The organism is Aurantiacibacter sp. D1-12, from assembly GCF_028858515.1.
In the GTDB taxonomy this organism is placed as follows: Bacteria; Pseudomonadota; Alphaproteobacteria; order Sphingomonadales; family Sphingomonadaceae; genus Alteraurantiacibacter.
On record NZ_JAPJZJ010000002.1, the window covers coordinates 207548 to 233531 of the forward strand.

Genomic DNA, 25984 nt, shown 5'->3' on the forward strand with positions numbered 1-25984 from the left:
TGAGAATGGCGAGTAGCCGCGCGACTTACGACAAGAAGCGACTGGGAAAGCGCCGCTTCACGCCCTTGCGCCGCGCGGTGAAGATACCTGTCTGGGGTGACCTGGGCATCCGCGTTGGCACAGCGCTCGGGCTGATCTTCCTCGTCATCATGATCCACTGGTGGGATCGCGAAGGTCTGGTCGACAATGTCGATGGCCATGTCAGCTTCCTCGACGTCGTCTATTTCACCATGATTTCGATCACCACCACCGGCTTTGGCGATATCGCCCCAGTTTCCGACAAGGCACGACTGGTCGAGGCGATCATCGTGACCCCGGTTCGGTTTGCCGTGCTCTTCATCTTTGTCGGCACGGCGTATAACTTCATCATCAAACGCAGTTGGGAGAAGTGGCGCATGGCCAAGATCCAGGATCAACTTGAAGACCATGTCGTTGTTCTCGGTTTCGGTGTTTCCGGCGCGGAAGCAGTCGAGGAGCTGATCGAGCGCGGCACCGATCCCGCCAGCATCGTGGTGATGGACACCGATGAACACCGGCTCGAGCTTGCTGAAAGCATGGGTTGCACCGTGATCGAGGCCGATGCCTCTCGCGACGAGAACCTGGAGTCCGTGCGCATTTCCAAGGCGCAGACAGTGCTGGTATCCGCCGGGCGGGACGATGCCTCTATCCTGATCGTGCTGACCGTCCGCCATCTCGCACCCAAGGTGCCGATCAGCGTGGTCGTGCGCGCCGACGATAACGAACTGCTCGCGCGACAGGCGGGTGCGGACAACGTTATCAACCCAGTGCGCTTTACCGGGCTGCTGCTCGCCGGGTCTGCGCGCGGGGCGCATATCTCGGAATACATGTCCGACCTCGCATCGGTCACCGGACGCGTGCAGCTTGTCGAACGCGAAGTGCTGCCCGAAGAGATCGGCCGCCCGCTGACCGATCTTGCATCGGGCGGTCGTGGCCTGCGCATCTACCGCAACGGCAGTGCTTGTGGCTTCTGGGAGCACGAGGCTGACGCGTTGCAGGCAGGCGACATGGTGGTCGAAATCCTGCCATCGGACTTCGCTGTCAACGGCAATGGTGGCGAAGGGGGCGACGGCAAGTAAGCCATCGCCCTCTCGGCATCAGGGCAAAGGATCACGCCAGATAGGCGTGCACCAGTCCCATCGCGATGTAGAACAGCAGCCAGTATCCGGCATCGATGAAGAACAGCGTCTTGCTCTTCTGGCTGAACAGGTAGTTCGTCCCGATCGCTGGCACGATGAACCCGAGTGCCACGCCGAATGCCGTCATCACCTTCACCAGCACGCTGAAGTCCTGGCCATAGGTCGCGAAGGTGTGCGCCAGTGTCCAGCTTGCGAGCAGCGAGAAGGCGAAGGCGCCGCCGTAGATCGCGCCCATGTTGCCTTCCTTGATCTGCTCTTCGGTCAACCCGACCGCCCCCATCCACTTCTTGCCCATTATCGGCCCGTACCAGATACCGCCCACTACGAAGCCGGCGAGCGCACCCAGCACCACCGCCAGCCAGTTCACGTCAAACAGGTTCATCTACTTTCCCCTCTCTCCAATCGACCCGCCATGCCCTCTAGCCCAATTGCCGCATCAGGTGTAGAGGCGCGGCCACTATGGCATCGCAAATCCCAGACCAGAAGCGCGTCGGCATGGTCTCGCTCGGCTGCCCCAAGGCGCTGGTCGATTCCGAACGCATCCTCACCCGCCTGCGCGCAGACGGCTATGCCATGTCGCCCGACTATGCCGGGGCCGACGTCGTGCTCGTCAACACCTGCGGCTTCCTCGACTCCGCCAAGGAGGAGAGCTTGGACGCCATTGGCGAGGCCATCGCCGAGAACGGCCGCGTTATCGTGACCGGCTGCATGGGTGACGAGGCGGAGCTGATCCGCAAGCGCCACCCCGGCGTCCTCGCCATCACCGGCGCGCACCAGTACGAGGACGTGGTCGAAGCCGTTCACGAGGCCGCGCCGCCCAGTCAGGGCCCCTTCATCGACCTCGTCCCGCAACCGTCCGACCAGATGGTGAAGCTGACACCAAGGCACTACTCCTACCTCAAGATCAGCGAAGGGTGTAACCACTCCTGCGCCTTCTGCATCATCCCCGACCTGCGCGGGAAGCTCGCCAGCCGCCGGATCGACGCGGTTCTGCGAGAGGCCGAGAAGCTCGTCGCCTCGGGCACCAAGGAACTGCTCGTCATCAGCCAGGACACCAGCGCCTACGGCGTCGACACCCGGCACGAGACGCGGGCCTGGAAGGGCCGCGAACCCCGCGCGCACATGACCGACCTCGCCCGCGAGCTCGGCCAGCTCACCACAGCAGACGGCACCCCGCCCTGGGTGCGCCTCCACTATGTCTACCCCTACCCCCATGTCGACGCGGTCATCCCGCTGATGGCAGAGGGGCTGCTGACGCCGTATCTCGACATCCCGTTCCAGCACGCCGCGCCCAGCGTCCTCAAGGCCATGCGCCGCCCGGCGAACGAGGCAAAGGTGCTCGAGCGTGTGCGCAAGTGGCGCGAGATCTGCCCCGATCTCACCATCCGCTCCAGCTTCGTGGTCGGCTTCCCGGGCGAGACCGAGGAGGACTTCCAGTACCTGCTACGCTGGTTGGAGGAAGCCCAGCTCGACCGCGTCGGCGCTTTCCGCTTCGAACCCGTCGAAGGCGCAGCCGCCAACATGCTGCCCGATCCGGTGCCCGAGGAGGTGAAGGAGGAACGATACGCAAGGCTGATGGAAGTCACCGAGCGCATCTCCGCCGCCAAACTCGCCGCCAAGGTCGGCCGCACGCTTCCGGTCATCATCGACGAGGTGGGTGAGCCCGACGAGGATGGCGACATAGGCGCCACCGGCCGCAGCCAGGCCGACGCCCCCGAGATCGACGGCCAGGTGTTCCTGCGCAACGTACCCGAGACGCTGCAGGCCGGCGACGTGGTGCAGACGCTCGTCGAGGATGCCGACGCGCACGACCTGTATGGGGTGATTCGTTCAGCTTAAATGTCGCCCAAATGAACAGGACGGGGTTTAGTTGATCTAGTTGATGCCGGGCGCGGCCTGCGAAATCTCCGCACGGCTGGTTTAGGGGATCGACGATAGCAAAGAGCCTGCCCGACGGGTGAGGAAGGGCGAAGCGATGCTGGGCATGTTCTGGGCGGGTAGGAAAGGGGTTTGGCGCTCCTGCCAGAAATACCCACCCCGCAAGGGGAGAGGGTAAAGTGTCAATCCTCCATTTCATCAGCTTCTTCTTCCACCGACTTGCGGAGCGCAGGTGCCGGTGCTTGCCAAGCTTGTAAATGGCTTAGCCCGTGCTCGTAAAATCTAAGAACCAAGCTTTCGAGCTCCGAAATGAAAGTGTTTCGTCCGGCGAACTTTCGGCCGTCTTCCATACGCATCACCACAGCAAACTTGTGTGGCAGCATCGAATAATCAGAATGCGAATGAACTTGCGCGTCTTCTTTCGCTTCCATCAGAGTCGATTCAATCACCGGGGCTTTCCCGGGCCAGTGCGAGTGTATGCGCACATCATCCGCAACATCCTCCCCAAACTGCCGCAACAGCCAGTTAAGCCGCGATGATTGCCTTACCCGATCTTTCGGTGCGTTGAGGACCGACTCCACTCGAATGGTTCGTGATGACAAATCCGCTTCGATATCCAAAGTGGACGCAGCGTCAGGCACCACAAGTTTCGCATTTAGGATGCAATCGTCGGCTAGAGATTTGCAATCGGCGTGCAGGCGTAACGCTGCATTGCCACGCAGCTTGTTCGAGATTTTCACATCTACCATTGAACCCGTCTTGCGAGTCAAAAGCAGGCACAGATCGTTCAGTTCTGAGTGCCAACTGGACACTACGCTAGCAACTTCATCACTCGACTTGGAGAGTGACAAACCGCTGCGCAATCGATCGAGCAACTTGCCCCATGCGTCGCTCATACTTGTGAAACGTTGGAGACCCGCGCTTGGGTGAACCAAAAAGCGCTCCAGTTCATCTAGCAAGAACCGTTTTTCCCGGTCCTCCACGTCATCGCCTTCACTTAGAAGATTGAGCGCTGTGAGAAACGAAAACCAAGAAACATGGAATAGATCGACACGTTTGGTTAGCCGCTTGTCCACTGCAATGGGATGATGCTCAGGCCCTGACGTGTAATCGTTCGTGACAGTAATTACCGCATCAACACCTGCATCACGCGCCAACCTGAGGTAGGTCGAAACCTGCGCTTCAGTCAGGCGAGAGTTGCCAACTTTTGCTTCTATCAGTGCCCGCCAAACAGTCTGCCCTGTCCTGACGACGATCAATCCATCGGGGCGGCATTTGCCTTCTTTGCTAGATGGAAAACATACTTCGGTGAACGCCTCTATTGTAGTGCGTTTGCCAACGGGTCTGCCAATTGGCTTAAGCATTGCGTTTGCAAATTCGGGGACACCCACGAGACTTGCCAACAAGACCGAAAGTGTCCGCCCTTCCTTTGAGGTCTCTGCCAAAACAGGGAAAAGCCGAGCAACTTCACCAGTCGCGCCAATTTCTTGAAGTGAATTCATTTCCTGCCCCTCCAGAGGTGCAGTTTCTCCCAGCTTTTCGAAATTAGCAAGTGTCGAGAAGTGCTTAGTCAATCTGCCACCCCACAAAAAACAACCCCCGCCCCTGCTGTTGCAGGTGACGGGGGCTGTTCGGGTTACCGGGGCGCAGTCGAGAACCGGGAGGTTCGGGCGCTACGGTGTCGCAGGTTGGGGTAAACCTTGCGAGGGTCGGGCGAGAGGGGGCTCGCCCGTTGGAGAACTTACTGTGCTTCGCTGCCCGGTGCCGCTTCGGGGTCTTCCTGCGGGGCGGGCTGGTTCGTCGAGCCGTTGGCCTGGCCCATGCCCATCACCAGCGCATCACCCATCGCACCGAATTCACCGGCGGGGACGAGGCGTTCTACGCGGCCGTTGCTGACCAGCACCTGGCTCACTTCACCGCGGCCATTGGCGACGATCTCGCGGACTTCACCGATCTGCGCGCCGTTGGGGGCGAGTACATCCATGCCCGGAGCGATGGAGAAGGCTCCTGCGCCCTGCGAGGCTCCGCTACCGGCGACGGCGAGGGTATTGCCCATCAAGCCGCCATTGGCCGAGCCTTCACCCGATGCGCTGCCGCTGCCGCTACCGGCAATCGAACCTGCGCCATTGGTGAGGCCCGAAGCGCGGTTGCGAGCGGTGCCAACTGCGCCAGTCGCGGTGTTGCGAGCGGTGCCCACAGCACCCATCGCTGTGTCACGCGTCTGGCCAACAATGCCGCGCACCTGATCCGTACCGATCAGCTGGGCCGAGCCCGATGCGCTGCCCGATGCCTGGCCTTCGCCGCTGGCATTGGCGCTCTGCGTGCCCAGCGGGCTGGAGAGCAGCTGCGAGGCGTTTCCGGTGATCGAAGCGTCGGCTTCACGGTTTGTTTCGACGCGACCATTGCGACGGTCAACGCGGGTTTCACCGCGGGTCGAGGAACGGCTGTCGAGCGTGCCGCGGGTTGCGGTAGACACGGTGCGGTCAATGCCACCGATCGTGGTGTCGAGCGCGCCGCCACCACCGCCAAGGATGGAGCCTCCGCCACCCAGGATCTGGGCACTGGCAGGGGTTGCGATCATCGCGATTGCGATTGCAGAGGTAAGAGTAAGAGCCTTTTTCATGTCGTGTTCCTTTCGTGTCTTTCGCCGGGGCACAGGAGAGTTTGCTCCCGGCTACAAAAGGAAAACGGATGGGCTGGCGGGCTTAATCCATGCCCATGCAAATTTTCTCGAAAAAAGTTCAGCGACGCGCGCCACAGCCTCGGCAGACAAGCCCGCGGCCGCAGGTGTCATCGACGCCGCGCGGGCCGAGATCGTGCGCCTCGCTATCGAGCGCGCTGCGCCAGTTGGAACCGCGGCCGAGCGCGCTTGCGATGCGTGCGGCGACCAGCGGGGTGGCGTAGGATGTACCGCGCAGGCGCTGGTTCCGCCCGCGCCGGTCAAGGCCGTATATGTCAGCTCCCGGAGCCGCGTAGTCGAGGTGGAGCGCACGCCCTGCTTCGATTAGTGCGCGCTCGCGCCGGTCGACAGCGGTGACTGCGACCACCCCGTCATAAGATGCAGGGTAGGCAGCAGGCGCTGCTGGGCCGTCGTTGCCGACCGCAGCCACAACCACCACACCGCGCCCGCGTGCTGCGGCAATGGCACGAGAAAGAACCGAATTGTCCGGCCCGACAAGGCTGATGGTGACGACCTCTGCGCTCTCCTCCACCAGCCAGCCGAGCGCGCGGGCGATGGCGAGTGCGTTTCCACCCGCCGGATCGCTGCCGTAGACATCGGCGGAAAGTATCTGCCGCACACCTGCGCGGTTGAGCAGGCTCGCAACCGCGCTGCCATGATCGCTCGCCGCACCAGCGCCGGTGGCAAAGCCGCGTCGCGCACGCACGGGAATGGAGCTGGAAGGTGCGCCGTCGATCATACCGACGCGCGTTTGCGTGGAATTGCGCCCGAACGGCCCGGCGCTATCCTGCGACGCAGGCTCGGCGTTGCCGCCCGATTGGAAATAGAGGTTGTCTGCGCTGATCGTCGCATTGGGGAGAAGCTCGGCGAGGTCTTCCTGCGCATCGTCCAGGTCTTCGCCGCTCGGTATGGCGAGCCTCGTTACCATTATGCCAAGTCCATCCACTTCTTCGGTCGAGAGAACACGAAAGCCCTGTTCCTCGGCGCGTGAAATGGCCGCGGCATCGGCATCCATCACCAGTAACTCGCCGCGCCGCGCGGGTGCACCATTCGCGTCACGCTCGATCATATCACGGTTGCGACGCACAAGGCGGTTGAGGCGTCGCACGCGGTCTTCGGCAAGTTCCAGCGCCTCGCGCGAGAATTCACCGGTCAGATCATCGACATCGTTCAGCACCGGATCGAGCACACGGTCCGGCAGGTTTCCGCCGAGGCCGCCCGGCAAGTCTTGCGTGCCTAATTGCACCCCGCCCACACCAAGCTGCGCGCTGGCGGGGACAGATACAAACAGCGCGAAAATCGCGGCAATCAGGGAAAAACGGGTCGTCATCATATGCCTCTTGCACTTTTTTCGATTAAGCATGGATGAAACGCACGGACCCATCCGTTTAATCCATGTGAAAAGGAAATGACACTGGACCAATCGTTTCAACAGCAGGTGCTTACCCTCCTGCCCCGGCTGCGGCGTTTCGCAGTGGGGCTTGCGGGCAATCCTGCCGACGGAGACGACCTATGTCAGATAACGATAGAGCGTGCGCTGTTAAACCAGGACAAATGGCAAGACGGCACGCGGCTCGATAGCTGGATGTACAGGATCATGCGCAATTGCTGGATAGATGAGACGAGGAGCCGGAGCCGCCGCAGCGAAACCTTTGTGGCGGAGGATGCCGGGATGAGCGTGGGCGGCGAAGGCGCGCAGGAAGCCACTGTCGAGCTGTCGAATGTCGACCGCGCCATGCAGAAGCTTCCCGAAGACCAGCGCGAAGCGGTCCTGCTCGTAATGGTGGAAGGCTATGCCTACAAGGAGGCGGCGGAGATTGTCGGCTGCCCCGTGGGCACGCTCAATTCGCGGCTGGTACGTGGACGCGATGCGCTGATGGAAATGCTGGAGGACGCGGCATGAGCACGCCAGACATCACTCCCGAAGAACTGGCTGCATGGGCCGATGGCGAGCTGACTGGCGAACGCGGTGACGCGATTGCCGCGGCGGTAGAGGCTGATCCTGCGCTACAAGCGAAGATCGATGCCCACCGTGCATTGAAGAGCAAGCTATCAGCGCATTTCGCACCGATTGCCGAAGAGCCGGTGCCCGATCACTTGGCGGCTTTGCTGCAGACGCCCGCTCCTGCTGCGGCGAATGACCAGATCGAAACGCCCGAAGGTTCTGCGACAATCGTCAATTTTGCCGAAGCCAAGGAAAAACGCACCATGCCGCGCTGGGGCTGGATTGCTGGCCCGGCACTGGCGGCAACGCTGGCTTTGGCGGTATTCCTGCCCGGCGGCGGAACGAGCGATCCGGTTGGCCCCAATCCTTACGCCGATACGCAGCTTGCAAGCGTGCTCGACAGCCAGTTGGTCGCCGATCAAGGTGCGGGTATGGACACGCGGATCCTGCTCTCTTTCCAGAACGAAGGTGGCGAGTTCTGCCGCGCCTATTCGGCTGGCGAGACCGGCGGCATTGCCTGCCGCGATGACAACGGCTGGCGCATGGAAGCGACCGGAGACGGCGTGGATGGCGGCAATACCGAATTCCGCATGGCCGGAGCTGCCGAAATCATGGCCGCCGCGCAGGAGATGGCCGCAGGTGATGCGCTGGATGCTGAGGCCGAAGAAGCCGCGCGAGAGGCGGGCTGGCGGTAGGCGCCAAACGCTTACCGCACCGCGTCGCTCACCTGTTCACCATCGATCACCACGCCAATCGCGTGGCTGGTATATTCGAACGGGTCGCCATCAAACATGGCCACATCGCCATCCTTGCCGACCTCGAGGCTACCGACGCGATCAGCCACCCCGATAATGCGGGCGGCATCGATGGTAATGCTGGCTAGCGCGTCTTCGGGCGCGAGGCCGTTGGCGGCGGCGAAGCCGGCTTCCCACAGCACTACGCGGACCTTGGGCACATAGGCCTCGTATCCCGATTGCAGCGCGAAGGGAATCCCCGCCTCCTCCAGCACTGCTGCGGTGGTGAAGGCGGCGTTTTCCAGTTCGCCTTCGTTGCGTGCCATTGTCGGATGGAGGATCACCGAAACGCCTGCTTCGCGCAGTTCATCGAGCATCAGGTGCGCATCGGCTCCGCCATCAATGATCACTTCGATATCGAATTCGTCCGCCAGGCGTAGCGCGGACTGGATATCCTGCTGGCGGTTGGCGGTGACGAGCAGCGGCGTGTCTCCATTGATCACCTGCATGAAGGCGCGGCGGGTGAGATCGCTCACCTCGTCATCACCATCACTGTCTCCGCTTGCAGCAATCAGCGCCTGGCGCAGCATCGCCATCTGGCGCGCACGGGTGCCCGGCGCACCGCCTTCGCTGTCAAGCGCCCACGAGCCGAGATTGGCGGCGATCATCGTCCCGTCTTCCACCAGCGCCTCTTCCACCGTGTTGCCGGTGGTTTTCACGATCATGGTCTGGCCGGAAACGAGCGCGCCAGGGCCATGGCCGGTATGGACGGTTGTGACGCCGAGTTCGCGCAGCCACTGCACCAGCCGGTCATGCGGATTGTAAGCATCGATAGCGCGCAGGTGCGGCTGCACCGGAGCACTGTCATCAAGCTGGTCCTGATCGTCAAACTGGTTGAGGTATCCGGTGAGGCCGAGGGTGGTATGGGCGTCTACGAAACCGGGTGTCACAACGGGTGCAGTGAGCACTTCCATGCCGGCAGGAATCGCAGTGGAGGCGGCGGGTCCGACCGCGGTAATGGTGCCATCCTCGATCACCACCACGCCATCTTCGATCACCCCTTGCGGGCCCATCGTCCAGACCTGCCCCCCACGCACGGCTATGTCCTGTGCCATCGCTGTCGAGGAGAGAAGCGCGGCTGCAAGACCGGCGGCGAATGTCTTTACCAGAGCGTTCATTGGCCGTTCTCCAGCATGTCTGCCTCTCGCTCGAGGACGTGGGTGTTCATCTGCGGATTGCCTGCACCGTGGCCGCCCGTGGCGTGGAGCAGGTCTTCAGGATTGTCGCGGTCGAACAGCAGCTCGCCCATCACCCAGGTTTCATGCAGGTCGGTGTAGACCGACAGTGGGTCGCCATCGAGAATGAGGAAATCGGCCATCTTGCCTTCTTCAAGGCTGCCGACACGGTCTTCCAGCCCCAGCTGCACCGCGCCGTTGATCGTCAGCGCCCGCAAGGCGCCATCGCGGCTCATGCCCCCGCGCACCGCAATCCCTGCGTGGCGGAACATCAAGCGGCTATCGATGATATTGTCGTCCGAATGCAGCGAAACGAAAACGCCAGCCCTCTCCAGCGTTGCGGCGGTTTCCAGATTGGCATTGCGCGCCTCCAGCTTGCCGCCGGGGCTATCGACCAGGATCGCCGAAACGGGCACGTCCGCCGCCGCGATTTCCTCTGCCACGATATAGCTTTCGATCCCGTGCTGGATCAGCATCTCAAACCCGAATTCCTCACGCAGGCGCAGTGCAGTCATGATGTCGTCACTGCGGTGGGTGTGGAAGTGAACAAGGCGGTCACCATCAAGGATTTCGCACATGGCTTCCATGCCGATATCGACAGGTGAGCGCTCGCCCCCACAATATTCCTGCGCGGCGATGAAATGGCTGCGCACCATTGCGGCAGAACGCGCGCGGGTGGAGGGAAAGGCGGGATTTTCGCGAATAGGGTTGGTGCCGTTCGCCATTTTCATGCCGCCCATGATGTCGCCATCACCGTCACGCCACGCCATGCTCTCGATCGAGTTGCCCTCGACCAGATGCATGTAGAAGGTCTGTCCGCCCATCAGGTGGCCTGAACCGGGCATAATGTTCGCCGTGGTAACCCCGCCCGAGCGAGCTCGCATGATCGAGCTGTCACGCACGTTGATCGCATCCAGAGCGCGCACGTCTGGCTGGATCGCCGCAGAGCTGTCCGCGCCCGACACCTGGCCAATATGCGAGTGCGTATCGACAATGCCCGGCATGATCACGAGGCCGCTCGCATCGCGCATTTCCGCCCCTGCGGGCACCTCCGTATCCGCGCCGCCCACAGCCACGATCATGCCGCGGTGAATTACCAGCGTGCCATCCTCAATCGTGCCCGTTCCGCTGTCTCCGCCCATCGTGTGGATGGTGGCACCGGTAAAGGCTACAGGCGTATCCTGCGCGGCGGCGGGGCTCACTGCCAGGGCAGCAAGGCAAGCCGACGCAGCGAGTGCGGTTTTGCGTAATGTCATGAACGTCCTCTCCTGTGCGCCGGAGACTAGCGATCACATGCCTAGGCGCAAGGCTGATTCAGTTGCTCAAGCGTGCTAGTCCGCTCCCCATGCACCAGCACCAGACCAGTTTCACTCTCTCCACCAACGGCCAGGCGCTTTACGAGTTCACGCAGGATGTGGAGAGCTGGCTGGCCAGCACTGGCATCACGACCGGCCTGGTCACGCTCTTTTGCCGCCACACCAGCGCCAGCCTTCTGATCAACGAGAACGCCGCCCCGGCGGTGCAGCGCGACTTGCTGCGCTGGCTCTCAAAAGCCGCGCCCGAAAGCGACATTTACGAGCACGATGACGAAGGGCCGGACGATATGCCCGCGCACATCCGCACGATGCTGACGGGCGCTTCGCTCTCCATACCCGTGGTCGATGGCCAGCTTGCGCTCGGCACGTGGCAGGGTGTGTACCTGGCAGAGCATCGTCGGATACCGCACACACGCCGTGTTGTTGCGCATGTGATCGGCGAGTAGGCTGCAAGGCAAATGATCCTCGACATCACATCCAGCTTCACTTTCACGCTCGACCAGCCGACCGACAATCTGCTGCAATTCGAGGCCGCCGCCTTGAGCGACCAGAAGGTCATCTCCGCCAACACCAGGGTTAGCGACCCGTTACAGTTCAACCGCGTACCCGCGCAGGACGAGGTTGGCGAACGCATCTGGGTGCGCGCGGAAGGCAGTGTCCGCGTCGACTATCAGGCGCGGGTCGAAGTCACCCGCAAAACCCCGGATTTGCGCGGATTTCGCCTTCTCAAGCCGCACGAACTACCCGGACATGTCGTGGAATACGTATTCGATTCGCGGTATTGTCAGGCCGACCGTATGCAGAACTTCGTGGCAGATCGTTTCGGCAAATATGCGGGCGGCGACAAGATCGTAGCAATGCGCGACTGGATTGCGCAGAACATCACCTATGAGGCGGGTGCCTCCAATGCCTCGACTTCGGCATTCGACACATTTGGCGAGCGGCGTGGAATCTGCCGCGACTTTGCCCATGTGATGATCACTTTTGCCCGCGCCTCTGCCATTCCGGCACGCTACACCAGCTGCTACGCTCCCGGCGTGACACCACAGGATTTCCATGCGGTGGCAGAAGTGTTCGTGGAAAGCGAAGGAGACGGCGGCGGCTGGCAAATCGTCGATCCGACCGGAATGGCGGACCCTGCCAACACTGTGAAGATCGGTATCGGGCGCGACGCTGCCGACGTCAGCTTTATGACCACATTCGGGCTTGCCCAGTTCAAGAACAGCAAGGTCGAAGTGCGCGAAACCGCCTGATCGGCGATGCAATGAATTTGTGAGAGGATCGGACAAGAACCGATGAAAACCAAGGCCGACACACTAATCCTTTTTGGCGCGACGGGCGACCTGTCCAAGCGCATGCTGCTGCCATCGCTGTGCGCGCTCGATGCCGAAGATCTTCTGCGCGATGATCTGAAGATTATCGGCACCGCGCGGTCCGAGCTTTCGGACAGTGAATTCCGCGACATGGCGCGCGAGGCGATCGAGACCTACCTTCCCGAACACCGCCGCGGCAGCATGGCAGAGTTCCTCGGCAAGCTCTCTTACAGCCAGCTCGATGTGACCACGCCCGAAGGCTATGCCGCGCTGGCTGAGAAAGCGGGCCTGAAGGACGGCAACGACCATCAGGTCGCTATCTTTCTCTCCACTGCGCCCAGCCTGTTCGAACCGACGATCAAAGGGCTAGCGGACCACGGTCTGACCGCAGACAATTCGCGCATCTGCCTTGAAAAGCCGCTCGGCACCGATCTCGCCAGCTCGCAGGCGATCAACGATGCGGTGGCGAGCGAATTCAGCGAAGACCGGATTTTCCGCATCGACCACTATCTCGGCAAGGAAACGGTACAGAACCTGATCGCGCTACGCTTTGCCAACGTGCTGTTCGAACCGCTGTGGAACGCACAGCACATCGATCACGTGCAGATCACCGTGGGAGAGACTGTCGGGCTGGAAGGCCGCGCGGACTTCTACGAGAATGCCGGCGCGCTGCGTGACATGGTTCAGAACCACATGCTGCAACTGCTCGCGCTGGTGGCGATGGAACCGCCCACCGATTTCAATCCGACCTGCGTGCGTGACGAAAAGGTGAAGGTGCTGCGGGCGCTGCGCCCCGTCACCAGCGATGAAACTGTGACCGGGCAGTATCGCGGCGGCGCCTCGGACGGCGAAATCGTGCCCGGCTATGACGAGGAGCTGGGCCGCGAGAGCAACGTCGAGACATTCGTCGCAATCAAATCGCACATCGACAACTGGCGCTGGAACGGCGTTCCCTTTTACCTGCGCACGGGCAAACGCATGCCCGAACGGGTGACCGAGATCATTGTGCAGTTCCGCGACGTGCCGCACTCGATCTTCCCCGGCGCGAAGCTGTGCCCCAACCGCCTCGTCATTGGGATCCAGCCCGAAGAAAACGTTACGCTCTCGATGATGGCAAAGGTGCCGGGTATCGAGCACGAAGGCATGACGCTACGCGAATTGCCGCTCAACATCGCCATGGACGATGCCTTTACCGGCAAGCACAAGCGTATCGCCTACGAGCGCCTGTTGCTCGACCTGATCGGCGGGGACCAGACGCTGTTCGTGCGCCGTGACGAAGTCGAAGCCCAGTGGAACTGGATCGACGATATCCGCGCCACCTGGGCGAAGGACGACAAGAAGGTGAAAACCTATCCCGCAGGAAGCTGGGGCCCCAGCGCTGCCATTGCTCTTGCCGAACGCGACGGAGTGAGCTGGCATGAGTAATCTGCACCCGACAATCGAACGCGTGACCGCACGTGTCATCGAGAAATCGAGGGACAGCCGAAAGGCATACCTCGATCTGATCGAGCGCGAGATCAACAACCGTCCCGACCGCAATCAAGTCAGCTGTTCCAACCTCGCCCACGCCTTTGCCGGCGCGCTGGAGGATCAGGAAGCGCTCAAGAACCATCGCGGTCCCAACATCGGCGTGGTGACGGCCTATAATGACATGCTGTCCGCCCATCAGCCCTATGGCCGCTATCCCGAACGGCTGAAGATCTACGCCCGCGAAGTTGGCGCGACCGCGCAGGTTGCCGGAGGCACGCCCGCCATGTGCGACGGGGTAACGCAGGGCGAGACAGGCATGGAGCTTTCGCTCTTCAGCCGCGATGCGATTGCCATGGCGACGGGCGTTGCGCTTTCCCACGCAATGTACGACGGCATGCTGCTGCTCGGCATCTGTGACAAGATCGTGCCCGGCCTGCTGATCGGAGCGCTGCGTTTCGGCCATATGCCCGCGGTGTTCGTGCCCAGCGGCCCGATGCCCAGCGGCATTTCCAACAGCCAGAAGCAAAAGACCCGCCAGCTCTATGCAGAGGGCAAGGCAACGCGCGCCGAGCTGCTCGAAAGCGAGCTTGGCTCCTACCACTCGCCGGGTACTTGCACCTTTTACGGCACTGCCAATTCCAACCAGATGATGATGGAAATGATGGGGCTGCACATTCCGGGCGCGGCCTTCATCCAGCCGGGCACGAAGCTGCGGCAGGCGCTCGATCGCGAGGCAGTGCACCGTGTCGCGGCGATGACGCAGGATGGCAACGACTTCCGCCCGCTTGGGCATTGTGTCGATGAAAAGGCGATCATCAACGCGATGGTTGGCCTGCTCGCGACCGGCGGCTCGACCAATCATGCGATCCACATCCCTGCCTTCGCCCGCGCGGCCGGCGTGCAGGTGGACTGGACCGACCTTTCCGAACTTTCGAGCGTTGTTCCGTTGCTCGCTCGCGTCTATCCCAACGGAACGGGTGACGTGAACCATTTCCACGATGCCGGCGGCATGGGTTTTGTGACGCGCGAACTGGTCGATGCTGGCCTCGCCCACGGCGACGTGATCAGCGTCGGCCAGAAACGCGGGATGGAAGAATACGGCATGGAGCCGGGCCTTGATGGCGACAAGCTCGTCTGGCGCGAAGTCGGGCCTTCAGGTGACGAGACGATGCTGAAAAGCGCGTCCAATCCGTTCCAACCCGATGGCGGCATGAAGCTCGTCACCGGCAACCTTGGCCGCGCATGTTTCAAGTCGTCCGCCGTGGCCAAGGAGCGCTGGACGGTCGAAGCGCCGTGCCGCGTGTTCCAGACCCAGCATGACGTTGTCGCCGCCTTCAAAGCTGGCGAGCTCGACCGCGATGTTGTGGTCGTCGTGCGCTTCCAGGGGCCGCGCGCCAATGGCATGCCCGAACTGCACAGCCTGACCCCGCCGCTCGCGGTGCTGCAAGATCGCGGATACCGCGTCGCCCTCGTCACCGATGGCCGCATGTCGGGTGCATCGGGCAAGGTGCCCGCCGCAATCCATTGCTCGCCCGAAGCGCTTGGCGGTGGACCGCTCAGCCTGCTGCAGGATGGCGATATGGTGAAGCTGTGCGCCGAAACGGGCGAGCTTTCGACAAATGCTGACCTTTCAGGCCGCACCCCAGCCCCCGATCCCGCGCCGGACAACGGTACCGGGAGAGAGCTGTTCGCTATGTTCCGTCATCTTGCGGACGAGGCAGAGAAAGGCGGCAGCGCAATGCTGGCAAGTGCAGGCCTATGACGCAGATTGTTTCGGTCGATATCGGCGGCACCCATGCGCGCTTTTCCATCGCCACACGTGGCGGTGATGGCACGATCACGCTTGATGATCCGATCACCATCCATACAGAAGACCACGCCAGCTTCCAGACCGCATGGGAAGACTACGCCGCGCAAAAGGGTGGCGACTTGCCACCCCGCGTTGCCATGGCAATTGCCGGGCCGGTGAAGGATGAAGTCATCCGCTTTACCAACAATCCATGGATCATCCGCCCCGCGCTGATCCCCGAAAAGCTGGGCTGCGATGACTTTGTGCTGGTCAACGATTTCGAAGCCGTAGCCCACGCCGTGGCGATGGCCCCCAACAAGCAATTCCTGCATCTCGCCGGACCTGACGAGCCGCTCGCGCCCACCGGACGTCTGTCGGTACTCGGCCCCGGCACAGGGCTAGGCGTTGCGCATCTCTATCGCGAGGACAACGGCTCCTACCGCGTCTCCGCCACCGAAGGCGGGCACATTGATTTCGCCCCGCTGGACTCCGTGGAAGACGCGATCCTTGCCCGCCTGCGTAAACGGCACACACGGGTCTCGGTCGAACGCGTCGTCTCCGGCCCCGCCATCGTCGATATCCACGCAACACTCGCCGCGCTCGAAGGGCGCGCGATTGCCGAGCAGGACGATATCGCTGTCTGGACCGCCGCTATGGAAGGGAGCGACAGCCTCGCCGCCGCCGCTATGGACCGCTTCTGTTTGTCGCTCGGATCGGTCGCAGGCGACATTGCGCTTGCCCAGGGCGGCTTTGGCGGTGTGGTGGTCGCTGGCGGTCTCGGTTACCGCCTGCGCGAGCACTTGCCGCAATCGGGCTTTGCCGAACGCTTCCGCGCCAAAGGCCGTTTTGAAGGCCTGATGGCGAAAATCCCTGTCAAACTTATCACCCATCCGCAGCCCGGCCTGTTCGGCGCAGCGGCCGCCTATTTCCAAACACATGGAGACGCCTGATGAGCGACGTGCACCACTATGACCCCAACGAAATCGACCGGATCATGCGCATGGCACCGGTCATTCCCGTGCTGGTTGTCAACGATCTCGGCCATGCCCGTGAAACGGCGGAGGCACTGGTCGAAGGCGGGCTCAAGGTACTCGAAGTCACGCTGCGCACCGATCGCGCGATCGAAGCGATCAAGCGCATGAATCTCGTCAAAGGCGCTATTGTTGGCGCTGGCACGGTGACCAACCCGGATCAGCTGCACGCGGCGCTTGATGCGGGGAGCGAATTCATCGTGTCCCCCGGCCTCACCCGGCGACTGGGCGACGCAGCGATCAAATCGGGCATTCCTTTTCTGCCGGGCGTGGCAAATTCGGGCGACATCATGCGCGGTATGGATATGGGGCTGACCCATTTCAAATTCTTCCCGGCCATGGCCAATGGCGGCGTGCCCGCGCTCAAGAGCCTCGCTGCGCCGTTCTACAAGTGCAAGTTCTGTCCCACTGGCGGAATCTCGGCAGACAATGCGGCGGAATGGCTCGCAATGCCAAGCGTGCTTTGCGTGGGCGGCAGCTGGGTTGCTCCTGCCGGAGCATCGCCCGAGGAAATCACCCGCCTCGCCAAGGAAGCCTGCGAACTGACGGCCGCAGCGTGAGGAGCGTCGAAGACCTTTCCGCTCGCCTGCAAGAGCTGCACAAGCGGACGGAGGAAACGCCGCTCTTCAATCCGGTTTTCCAGTTGGCACACGATCTTTCGCGTCAGCTTGAAGCGGGCGAGATGTCGCTCGACCACTTCGAGGAGATCATTGCCGAGCTGGAACTGGCCTCTCTCAACGAGCGTGCAATACGGCTTTCAAACATGGTCGCTCCGCTGGATGATACCGCCAATGAGGCCGCATTAGCCGGGAGCATGTGCGATGCGGACTTCGATGCCTTTCGCAAGCGTTGGGAGCGGCCCAACCTGCATGCAGTCTTCACCGCGCACCCCACCTTCCTGCTAACGCCCGACCAGTCCACTGCGGTGGCTGCAGCGGCATCAGGCACGGGGGAGATCGACGCGAGCTGTGCAGGCAGCGAGCGCCCACAAGTCACCCTGACCTATGAACACCAGCGGGCCATGCGCGCCATCGCCAATGCGCAGGAAGCCCGCAGCACCATCGTGGCACAGGCGCTGTCCCACGCGCGCGAAAAGTGGCCTGACAAGTGGTCTGAGGTTTCGCCAGTCCCGTTCCGGTTTGCGACTTGGGTCGGCTATGACATGGACGGCCGCACAGACATCACCTGGTCCAATTCGATCGGCTTCCGTCTGTCCGAGAAGGCTGACAGGCTGGCGCGCTACGTCGAAAGCCTGGAGGCCATCGATAGCGATCATACCCTGCTGGATGAACTGCGCCCTGCCGCCACCTACGCAATGGAGCGTGCGCAGGATTTCACATCTGACCTGACCGATCCGGCAGCGCTTTCGGTTGCCGCCAACCGTCTGACGGCGAGCGATCCGCGCAAGCTGCTGAGCCTGTCGCGCTATATCGACACGCTCGAAAGCGAAGCCGCTGCGTGTGATGACGGCGAACGCGCCGTTGCGCTCAAGGCGCTCACTGCAGCCATGCGCGCGGACGGGCTGGGCATGGGCTGGATCCACTTCCGCGTGAACGCCAAGCAGATGCACAATGCGATCCGTCGCCGCATCGACCCCGATGGCAATCTCGATCTCGCGAGCAAGGGCGCGGTCAGCCACCTGCGCAAGGCCATTGCCGAAGTCAAACCGCACCGCAGCAACTTCGGCTCGCTCGCCATTGAAGCGAGTTCAGCCATCCGCCAGTTCCTCGCCATGGCGCAGATCCTTCAGCATATCGATGCCGACGCGCCGATCCGCATGCTGATTGCCGAGTGCGAAGAGCCTGCAACGGTGCTTTCCGCGCTCTATTTCGCCAAGCTGTTCGGGATCGAGGACAAGGTCGATGTCTCGCCGCTCTTCGAAACCGAAACCGCGCTGGAACACGGTGGCCGTTTTCTCGACGAGCTGCTCGCTGAAGAGGTTTATCAGGACTACGCCAGAAAGCGCGGCCGGGTCGCCATCCAGACAGGCTTTTCCGATGCCGGGCGCTTTGTAGGCCAAATCCCCGCCAGCCTCGCCATCGAACGTCTGCAGGGACGTCTGTCCGAAGCGATGGAAGAGAATGGTCTGACCGAAGTCGCCGCGCTGATTTTCAACACCCACGGCGAAAGCATGGGTCGCGGTGCACACCCGAACAATATGGCCGACCGGCTCGACTGGGCGCTATCACCCTGGGCCAAGCGCCGCTTTGCCCGCGCCGGGATCACGCTGGAACCCGAAGTCAGCTTCCAGGGCGGCGACGGGTACCTGTGGTTCGCCACGCCAGAGCTGGCGCGCGCCACGCTGACCCGCATTGCCTGTCTGCGCCCGTGCACGACCGATACCGACGCTCCCGTCGATGTGTTCTATCGCCGCACCGATCTGAGCCTCGATTTCTACCGCGCGATCAAGGATCACCAGCGTGAAAACCTGGAAAGCCGGATTTACAGCCGCGCGATCACATCTTTCGGCCTCGGCCTGCTCAATGCGACCGGCAGCCGCGTTTCGCGCCGCCAGAGCGATCTTTCGGCCGACCGTGATATGAGCCTGCGGCAGATCCGCGCGATCCCGCACAACGCGATCCTGCAACAGCTCGGCTATCCGGTGAACATAATTTCCGGCATCGGCGAAGCGGCAGAGGGTATCTACGAGGAACTGGGCGAGCTGCTGGTTGAAAGCCCGCGCGGGCGCGAACTGGTACGCCTTGTGCGCGCCGCCAACGCACTCGCCAGCGTGAAGACGGTTGCCGCCTATGGCGAACTGTTCAACTCCGCTTACTGGGCCAGCCGCCCCTATCGCGGGACCGAGCAGCACCTTTCCGAAGCGTGTGAGAGCCTCTCCGAATACCTCGTAAAGGATGACCGTGTCGGCGTGTTCCGCCGCCTCGCCAGCCGCCTGCGCGTCGATGCCATGAAGCTGCACCGCTTGCTCGCGCACATCCCGGACGAGGCCCCGACCGAGAACCGCGAAGACAAGCGCCGCATGATCGGCGTCGCGCAATCGCTGCGGCTCGCGCTGATGCAGGCGATGTTTATCCGCGCGGTCAGCGTGCCTGTGTTCAGCCGCGCCAACGACGTATCGCGCGATGATGTGCTGGAAATGGTCTTCACCCTGCGGATAGACGATGCGCTGGCACAGCTCCGCCGCGCATACCCAACCAGCTTCCCGCGTATCGACCGCTTTGATCTCACCGAACGCGCCGATTGGCCCGATGGTGCGGACGAGGGTTACGAAGCGATCCACCGCGACTTTATCGACCCGATAGAACGCGCCCACTCGCTCTCGCTGCGCCTTTCCACCGCCATCGCCAACATATTCGGCGCACACGGTTAGCGGCGGTTACATCTGCCCCGTGCGCTGTCTCGCAAAGGGACGGCGTGCGCGCGGTATTGGGATTTTCACCTGTTCGGCGCTATATTGCGTTGCATGAACACTGGCGTGAAATGGATTGGCGGACTGACGCTGGGCGTCGTGGCACTGATTGCCAGCGCGATGGCGGTGGGCAGTTCGCTGGAAGCGCAGGACCCGGCTGACGGGTGGCTGACACCCGAAGACGTGCTTGTCGAAGGCGAAGCAGCTTCGGTGGAAGATGCCGCCGTGCTCGCGCATGCAGACGACCAGTACTACGGCAACGATCCGCTCAGCGCGGAAGAAATCGCCTATCTCAGCCAGGAAGTGGTGCAGGAAACGCCCGATTACGATCCGGACAATCCTTTCGTTATCAAGCGCGTGCTGCCCATCGAAGGCCCGATCCGTTACGGCGAATGGTACTGGGACGATGAAGGCGTGCCCGATGGCCCGCTGGTGATGACCGTGGACCTGCAGGCGCGCGTGATCAGCGTGTTCCGCGACGGTTACGAAATCGGCGCGGCGGCGGCCCTGCTCGGCACGCCCGACCACCCGACACCCACCGGCGTATTCCCGATCCTGACCAAGGAACGCCACAACGTTTCCGAAAAATACAACAACGCCCCCATGCCGTGGACACTGCGGCTGACATGGGACGGTATCGCCGTGCACGGCGGATCGACCGTGGAACTGGGTTACGCCAGCCACGGCTGCATCGGTGTGCCGGACGAGTTCGCGTCACGCCTGTTCGATATTGCGCAGCTGGGTGACGTGGTGATTATCACCGATGGCGTGATGACCGGTGTCGGCGGTTCGCTGGATTATCGCGAGCAGTAGGCGCTAGCCCGTTCTGCGGGGCGGTTCGGGACGAAAGACCCAGTCATCACCTTCAACAGTGACGAGAACGCCGGAGAGGTTTGCGTTTTCACCTCCTTGCAACCGGTCAACTAGTCTCGCTACGTCGCCACCGTCTACAGATTTTCCTGTTCGCACACGAATAGCCCTGACCGCCAATTCACGATCAATGTATGCCAACCGCGTGGGCCTAAAACGGAGACTTGCTTTGTCCATTTTCATTCGCTCATGCCATAGCACTCGGACCCAAGCCTCCATCGCACCTGCCGCCTCTCCAAGGACCTGAGCGCTGTGAGCAATCGCCGTTGGGTCTAGCCAACTTGCTTCGCCTAGCCTCTGGCGGACACGGACCCGCTCGTAAGCCAAGTCAGCGTTGCTCGGATCATCAACAAACGAGACCTTCGAACCTCGAACCAGCGTTTCCAGTTCAATCCGTCGAAAGCTCAGGAGTGGTCGGATTAGGTCAAGCGCAACGTCATAAAGGCTGACAACAGTACGCTCACGGATGCCGGCAAGACCCGCAAGGCCACTGCCTCTGTTCAGCCGCATCAGGACAGTCTCGGCTTGGTCGTCCGCATGATGCGCCGTTGCTACTGCGGCATGACTTTTCCTAGCGAGCCAGTCACCAAGCGCTTCATACCGCGCCTCGCGCGCTTTCGCCTGCACGTTCCCCTCGCCCACCGTCACGCTCAGCACCTCGCAGGGCACACCCCGCTCCTCGCAGGCGGCGACCACCAGCGCGCATTCGTCTTTCGCTTCAGGGCGCAGGCCGTGGTCCACGGTCGCAACTTCGAACTGGCCGGGGATCGTCTCCTGCGCCAGCAGCAGCATTGCCATGCTGTCCGGCCCACCACTTACCGCGAGGCCCAGCTTGCCACCATCGGGGTTGAGCCGGTCGAGCGCTTTCTTGAAGCGTGCGACCAGCTCAGGATCAATTGCAGTCGACGCGCCCACTCAGGCCTTCGTACATGCCGGACAGACGACCTACGGCGAGTGCAGGATAGCCGTCACCGAATTCAGCAAGCGCGATGCAGGCACGACGTGTATCGCCCAGCGCAATCATGCTTTCGGCGAGATACAGCAGGCTGTCCGGCGCGCGCGCGGCGGAATTGTCGTTCTGGTAGTTCTCGAAGAAGTGCGTGGCCGCTGCCCGCGGTTCGCCCGCATCGAGGAAAGCGCGACCAAGCAGGTTGCGGCCATAGGTAGTACGCCAGTGGTTGGGGTACTGCTCCACGAACATCGCGAGCTGCTGCTGCGCTTCGGGATAGAAACCGGCATCCCACAGGCGGAAACCGTAGACATATTCGTCATCGCCCTGATCGCCCGTTGCGGGCTTGGCGATGGCCTGTACGGCAGCGAGTCGCTCAGGTGATGGCGCGTTCTGTTCGGGCTGCGGTGGCGGCTCGGGCAAGTCCACTTCAGCAGTCTCTTCAGGCACTGGAATAACGCCGGTCGGGCTATTGGTGGCGACTGCCGGCGGCGAACCGCCGGTCTCCATCGCTGCCACGCGTTCTTCAAGTGAAGTGAGAGCATTCTCGTTCACTTCGGTCGCGGCTGTCAGGCGCGCGAGCTGTTGCTCTATGGCGTCGAGCCGCGCGAGCACATCTGTCAGCGCAGTGGTGGTGACTTGCGGGGTGTTGACCTGCGGGTTGGCCGCCGTCTCCGGCGTGATCTCGGGTTCAAAAAAGCGCCCGTCCCCGCCCGGAAAAACCGCACGCTGCAAAGCGTTGAGCTGCCGCTCGATACGGTCAAGTCGCGCATCCTGCGCTGCTGCGGGCACCGATACGAAGATCAACGCCGCCGAAAGCGAACCCAAAATCGCTTTGGGTGCCGCCTTGGGTGCAGAAATCCATTTCATCGCCGCGATACTCCTCCAACATCCATTGTCATGCGCGAATGCCACGCTGCCACACGGCGCCAAGATAGAAGATTAACGCGCGTGCGGAAGGCGGGAATGCCCCTTATTCCCCGCAAATAGAGACCGGACTGCCGATCAGTTCACGCTGGTGTCGGACTCGGTGACCGGTGGCGGGGCTTGCCGCGCCATGAGGGCGCTCGCCGAAATCTCGGCACCATCAAGCGTTTCGATCTCTTCGGAGAGCTTCGGCACAGCGCGACCGCCAATGGTAATTGCCAGCAAATCGGGGCGTCCGGTGATGATGCGCGGCCCCTCGGCATCGGCGGGAATGGCGTAGGTATCGCCTTCCTGCATGGTCTGCTCGCTCAACACGCGGTTTTGCGCATCGTAGAAACGCACCCAGACTTCGCCCTCTGCGCGAAACACGACCTGGCCGGACGCATCAACCGGAGTTGCATCGTCTGCGCTGCCGGAACCGTCTGCCAATTCCGCTTCGCCTTCTGCCTGGCCTTCTTCCGCAGTCAGAGCCGGAAGTTCCGCACCGGGCGAGAACAGCACACGAGACGCGAAGAAAATGCCTGCCAGCAGCAGAACAACCGCGAAGAGCGAGAACCACACAAGCTTTCCGCCGGGGGCGCGTGAAGGATCGCCGGGTTCAAACGTCGACGGGGCGGCAACACGTTCGGTTGGCGATTCGATATCCATTTCCGCACGGACCATGGCCGCAACATCTTCCTGATCGAGCCCAACCACCTTGGCGATCGTCTTGGCAAAACCCACGGCATAGGTGCGGCCGGGAAGGGTGTGGAAGGCACCTTCCTCAATGTTTTCAATATGCCTCGCAGAGATGCGCGTTTCGGCCGCAACCTGCTCGATCGACAGGCCTCTGGCCTCTCGCGCAGCGCGCAGCTGTGGACCGACGCCTTCGGGCACAGCCTGTTCGTCACCTTCGACTTGCGGATTTTGATCGTCGGACATTGCCGCTCCAACTGAGGGCCAAACGCTGACCTGACCCTTTGCGAACCTTGTGGGCGCAGAAACAATGAGCCAGCCCTTTGAGTCAAGCGCTGCTTTGCACAATTTGACTAATCAACGTCGATTTCTCGCGATCGTGCCCATGCTATCAGTTCCTCGCGTAAATTGGCGGGTGGTGATGCCAGCCAGCCGCGCATGGCGTCGCCGATTTCCTTGGTATCGACCTTGCGCACCAGTTCCTTGATCTGGCCTACCGATGCGGGCGTGATCGACAACCGGCGAATACCAAGACCGATCAGTGCCAACGCCTCCAGCCGGCGTCCGCCCATTTCACCGCAAACGCCAAGATCAACCGGCTGCCCGACACAGGTCTGCACCACCCGCGCAAGGAAGCGCAGGATCGACGGGCTGAGCCAGTCATAGCGTTCGGCCAGCATCGGATTCGCCCGGTCTGCGGCAAACAGGAACTGTGTCAGGTCATTGGTGCCGATGGACACAAACTTGAGCCGTGGCAGCAGCTGGTCGAGCGTTTCGGCAAGCGAAGGAACCTCCAGCATCACGCCGTAATTGATCGCGGTGGGCAGCTGGTGCTTGCGCTTTTTCAGGTAGGCGAGCTGGGCATCGAAAACCTCTTTCGCAGCGTCAAATTCCCACGGTTCCGACACCATCGGGAACATCACGTTGAGCTCGCGCCCCGCGCAGCCTTCCAGCAGCGCGCGTGCCTGTACTTTCATCAGGCCTTCGCGTTCGAGTGCCAGTCTGAGCGCACGCCAGCCCATTGCCGGATTCTCGTCCTCCTTGGCGTTCTCGCTCTGGATATAGGGCAGTGACTTATCGCCGCCGATATCCACCGTGCGGAACACGACCTTCTTGCCCTTCGCCGCATCGAGAACATCGCGGTACAGCCGCGCCTGCCGTTCACGCTGGGGAAGCTGGGCGGAAACAAGGAACTGGAACTCTGTTCGATAGAGACCGATCCCGTCCGCCCCTGTCATCGCCAACATGCCCATATCATCGCGCAGGCCGGCGTTCATCATCACTTCAATCCGCTCACCATCGCGGGTGAAGGGTTCCACGTCGCGCAGCTTGGCATAGGCTGCCTGCTTTTCCTTCTTACGCGCAAAGCGTGCCTCGAAAGCAGACAGGACACCGTTGCCAGGACGCAGGGTGACAGTGGCCTTGTCACCATCGACCAGCACAGTGTCGCCTTCGCGCACCAGACCACGCAGGTTGCGAATCCTGCCGACGACGGGAACTCCCATCGCCCGCGCCACAATAACCACGTGTGCAGTTTGCGATCCTTCTTCGAGCACAACGCCTTTAAGGCGACGCTTATCGTACTCGAGCAGCTCTGCCGGACCGAGATTCTTGGCGATCAGGATGGAATCGCGCGCCAGCCCCTTTTGCGCAGCCGTGCCCAGCTGGCCGGAGACGATGCGGATCAGCCGGTTCGCCAGATCCTCCAGATCGTGCATCCTGTCCTGCAGCAGCGGGTCCTGGATTTCGCGCATGCGCATACGGGTGCGTTGCTGCACGCGCTCGATCGCGGCTTCGGCTGTCAGGCCGGAGTCAATCGCTTCGTTGATGCGGCGGCTCCAGCCTTCATCGTAGGCGAACATTTTGTAGGTCTCGAGCACCTGCTCGTGCTCTCCGCCAATGCCGAATTCAGCCTGCCCGGTCATCGCGTCAATCTGTTCGCGCATCTTGTCGAATGCGAGATAAACACGCTGGCGCTCCGCTTCGGTGTCCTCCGCCACAGTGTGCTCGATCTGGACGCGCGGCTGGTGGAAGACCGCCTCACCCAATGCGAGACCCTTCACCAGTTCGAGTCCCGTGGCCGTTTCCTGCCCGGTTGACGCCGTGGATGAACTTTCCAGCTGCTCTTCATCGACCAGCCCGGCATTGTTGATCAGCTCCGCCAGCACCATCGCGACGGTCTGCAGCGCTTCGATCTCCAGCTCTTCGTATTTGCGCGGCTCGATATGCTGGACGTTCACGACACCGATGGCACGCTCGCGCCGGACGATGGGAACACCGGCAAACGAATGGAACTTTTCTTCGCCCGTTTCGGGGCGGTACTGGAATTCAGGGTGGGTCGCCGCCTCGTCCAGATTCAGCGTTTCGATGTTCTGCGCGATGGTGCCGGTCAAGCCCTCGCCCACCGCCAGCCGCGTGACGTGCACGGCGGCCTGGTTGAGGCCGCGCGTCGCGAAAAGTTCCAGCATGCCTTCGCGCAGCAGGTAGATCGAGCAGACCTCGCTATCGAGCGACTCACCAATCGTCTCCACCACCTGGTTGAGTTTGGCCTGCGCATGGGTGCGCGAAGCCATGATCTCGTGCAGGCTGGTGAGGATCGTTCGTGCAGAAGCGGCGGCAGACATGGCTACCGCCTATAGCACAGT

General features: G+C 62.0%; 22 protein-coding genes. 12 read left to right on the plus strand and 10 right to left on the minus strand.

Annotation, left to right across the window (positions count from 1 at the left end; all coding sequences use genetic code 11):
* Positions 1–5 precede the first annotated feature (5 nt).
* A complete protein-coding gene (locus OOZ52_RS05115; protein ID WP_274697427.1) occupies positions 6–1097 on the plus strand; it encodes a potassium channel family protein in 1092 nt (363 codons plus the stop codon).
* 31 nt (positions 1098–1128) lie between these two features.
* Here OOZ52_RS05115 and OOZ52_RS05120 read toward each other — a convergent pair whose 3' ends face one another.
* Entirely contained in the window at positions 1129–1539 is a 411-nt protein-coding gene (locus OOZ52_RS05120; protein ID WP_274697428.1) for a DUF1761 domain-containing protein, read from the minus strand.
* Between the two features lie 77 nt (positions 1540–1616).
* On the opposite strand from OOZ52_RS05120, the gene rimO reads away from it, so the two are divergent.
* Positions 1617–2996 carry a 30S ribosomal protein S12 methylthiotransferase RimO gene (gene rimO / locus OOZ52_RS05125; RefSeq protein ID WP_274697429.1) on the plus strand — a complete coding sequence of 460 codons (1380 nt, stop codon included), beginning with the start codon at positions 1617–1619 and terminating at the stop codon, positions 2994–2996.
* A gap of 221 nt (positions 2997–3217) precedes the next feature.
* Here the strand turns inward: rimO and OOZ52_RS05130 are convergent, their stop codons facing one another.
* From OOZ52_RS05130 to OOZ52_RS05140, 3 genes are all read right to left on the minus strand, one after another.
* A complete protein-coding gene (locus tag OOZ52_RS05130; protein ID WP_274697430.1) occupies positions 3218–4609 on the minus strand; it encodes a hypothetical protein in 1392 nt (463 codons plus the stop codon).
* 167 nt (positions 4610–4776) lie between these two features.
* Positions 4777–5658, minus strand: coding sequence for a hypothetical protein (locus OOZ52_RS05135; RefSeq protein WP_274697431.1), 882 nt, complete (start codon positions 5656–5658; stop codon positions 4777–4779).
* Positions 5659–5776: 118 nt separating this feature from the next.
* Positions 5777–7048 carry a S8 family serine peptidase gene (locus tag OOZ52_RS05140; RefSeq protein ID WP_274697432.1) on the minus strand — a complete coding sequence of 424 codons (1272 nt, stop codon included), beginning with the start codon at positions 7046–7048 and terminating at the stop codon, positions 5777–5779.
* Positions 7049–7123: 75 nt separating this feature from the next.
* On the opposite strand from OOZ52_RS05140, the gene OOZ52_RS05145 reads away from it, so the two are divergent.
* A complete protein-coding gene (locus OOZ52_RS05145) occupies positions 7124–7618 on the plus strand; it encodes an RNA polymerase sigma factor (protein ID WP_274697433.1) in 495 nt (164 codons plus the stop codon).
* Positions 7615–8355, plus strand: coding sequence for an anti-sigma factor family protein (locus OOZ52_RS05150; protein WP_274697434.1), 741 nt, complete (start codon positions 7615–7617; stop codon positions 8353–8355). The genes OOZ52_RS05145 and OOZ52_RS05150 overlap by 4 nt, the downstream gene beginning before the upstream one ends.
* Before the next feature lie 11 nt (positions 8356–8366).
* Here the strand turns inward: OOZ52_RS05150 and OOZ52_RS05155 are convergent, their stop codons facing one another.
* Positions 8367–9572 carry an amidohydrolase family protein gene (locus OOZ52_RS05155; protein ID WP_274697435.1) on the minus strand — a complete coding sequence of 402 codons (1206 nt, stop codon included), beginning with the start codon at positions 9570–9572 and terminating at the stop codon, positions 8367–8369.
* Positions 9569–10885 carry an amidohydrolase family protein gene (locus OOZ52_RS05160; protein ID WP_274697436.1) on the minus strand — a complete coding sequence of 439 codons (1317 nt, stop codon included), beginning with the start codon at positions 10883–10885 and terminating at the stop codon, positions 9569–9571. Before OOZ52_RS05160 ends, OOZ52_RS05155 begins: the two co-directional genes overlap by 4 nt.
* 89 nt (positions 10886–10974) lie before the next feature.
* Between OOZ52_RS05160 and OOZ52_RS05165 the strand changes: the two genes are divergently transcribed.
* From OOZ52_RS05165 to OOZ52_RS05200, 8 genes are all read left to right on the plus strand, one after another.
* A complete protein-coding gene (locus OOZ52_RS05165) occupies positions 10975–11391 on the plus strand; it encodes a secondary thiamine-phosphate synthase enzyme YjbQ (RefSeq protein ID WP_274697437.1) in 417 nt (138 codons plus the stop codon).
* 12 nt (positions 11392–11403) lie between these two features.
* Positions 11404–12198, plus strand: coding sequence for a transglutaminase-like domain-containing protein (locus OOZ52_RS05170; protein WP_274697438.1), 795 nt, complete (start codon positions 11404–11406; stop codon positions 12196–12198).
* Positions 12199–12240: 42 nt separating this feature from the next.
* Positions 12241–13683, plus strand: a complete 1443-nt coding sequence (gene zwf / locus OOZ52_RS05175) for a glucose-6-phosphate dehydrogenase (RefSeq protein WP_274697439.1) — start codon at positions 12241–12243, stop codon at positions 13681–13683.
* Positions 13676–15490 carry a phosphogluconate dehydratase gene (gene edd / locus OOZ52_RS05180; protein ID WP_274697440.1) on the plus strand — a complete coding sequence of 605 codons (1815 nt, stop codon included), beginning with the start codon at positions 13676–13678 and terminating at the stop codon, positions 15488–15490. The genes zwf and edd overlap by 8 nt, the downstream gene beginning before the upstream one ends.
* Positions 15487–16467, plus strand: coding sequence for a glucokinase (locus OOZ52_RS05185; RefSeq protein WP_274697441.1), 981 nt, complete (start codon positions 15487–15489; stop codon positions 16465–16467). The genes edd and OOZ52_RS05185 overlap by 4 nt, the downstream gene beginning before the upstream one ends.
* Positions 16467–17108, plus strand: a complete 642-nt coding sequence (gene eda / locus OOZ52_RS05190; RefSeq protein WP_274697442.1) for a bifunctional 4-hydroxy-2-oxoglutarate aldolase/2-dehydro-3-deoxy-phosphogluconate aldolase — start codon at positions 16467–16469, stop codon at positions 17106–17108. The genes OOZ52_RS05185 and eda overlap by 1 nt, the downstream gene beginning before the upstream one ends.
* Positions 17105–19879 carry a phosphoenolpyruvate carboxylase gene (locus tag OOZ52_RS05195; RefSeq protein WP_274697443.1) on the plus strand — a complete coding sequence of 925 codons (2775 nt, stop codon included), beginning with the start codon at positions 17105–17107 and terminating at the stop codon, positions 19877–19879. Before eda ends, OOZ52_RS05195 begins: the two co-directional genes overlap by 4 nt.
* Positions 19880–19972: 93 nt before the next feature.
* Positions 19973–20731, plus strand: a complete 759-nt coding sequence (locus OOZ52_RS05200; RefSeq protein WP_274697444.1) for a L,D-transpeptidase family protein — start codon at positions 19973–19975, stop codon at positions 20729–20731.
* A 3-nt stretch (positions 20732–20734) separates the two neighbouring features.
* On the opposite strand, the gene tilS is transcribed toward OOZ52_RS05200, so the two are convergent.
* From tilS to ptsP, 4 genes are all read right to left on the minus strand, one after another.
* Positions 20735–21703 carry a tRNA lysidine(34) synthetase TilS gene (gene tilS / locus OOZ52_RS05205; RefSeq protein WP_274697445.1) on the minus strand — a complete coding sequence of 323 codons (969 nt, stop codon included), beginning with the start codon at positions 21701–21703 and terminating at the stop codon, positions 20735–20737.
* Positions 21681–22607 carry a tetratricopeptide repeat protein gene (locus OOZ52_RS05210; protein WP_274697446.1) on the minus strand — a complete coding sequence of 309 codons (927 nt, stop codon included), beginning with the start codon at positions 22605–22607 and terminating at the stop codon, positions 21681–21683. Before OOZ52_RS05210 ends, tilS begins: the two co-directional genes overlap by 23 nt.
* A gap of 135 nt (positions 22608–22742) precedes the next feature.
* Positions 22743–23585 carry a helix-turn-helix domain-containing protein gene (locus OOZ52_RS05215; RefSeq protein WP_274697447.1) on the minus strand — a complete coding sequence of 281 codons (843 nt, stop codon included), beginning with the start codon at positions 23583–23585 and terminating at the stop codon, positions 22743–22745.
* 107 nt (positions 23586–23692) lie between these two features.
* Entirely contained in the window at positions 23693–25963 is a 2271-nt protein-coding gene (ptsP, locus tag OOZ52_RS05220; protein ID WP_274697448.1) for a phosphoenolpyruvate--protein phosphotransferase, read from the minus strand.
* Positions 25964–25984 lie beyond the last annotated feature (21 nt).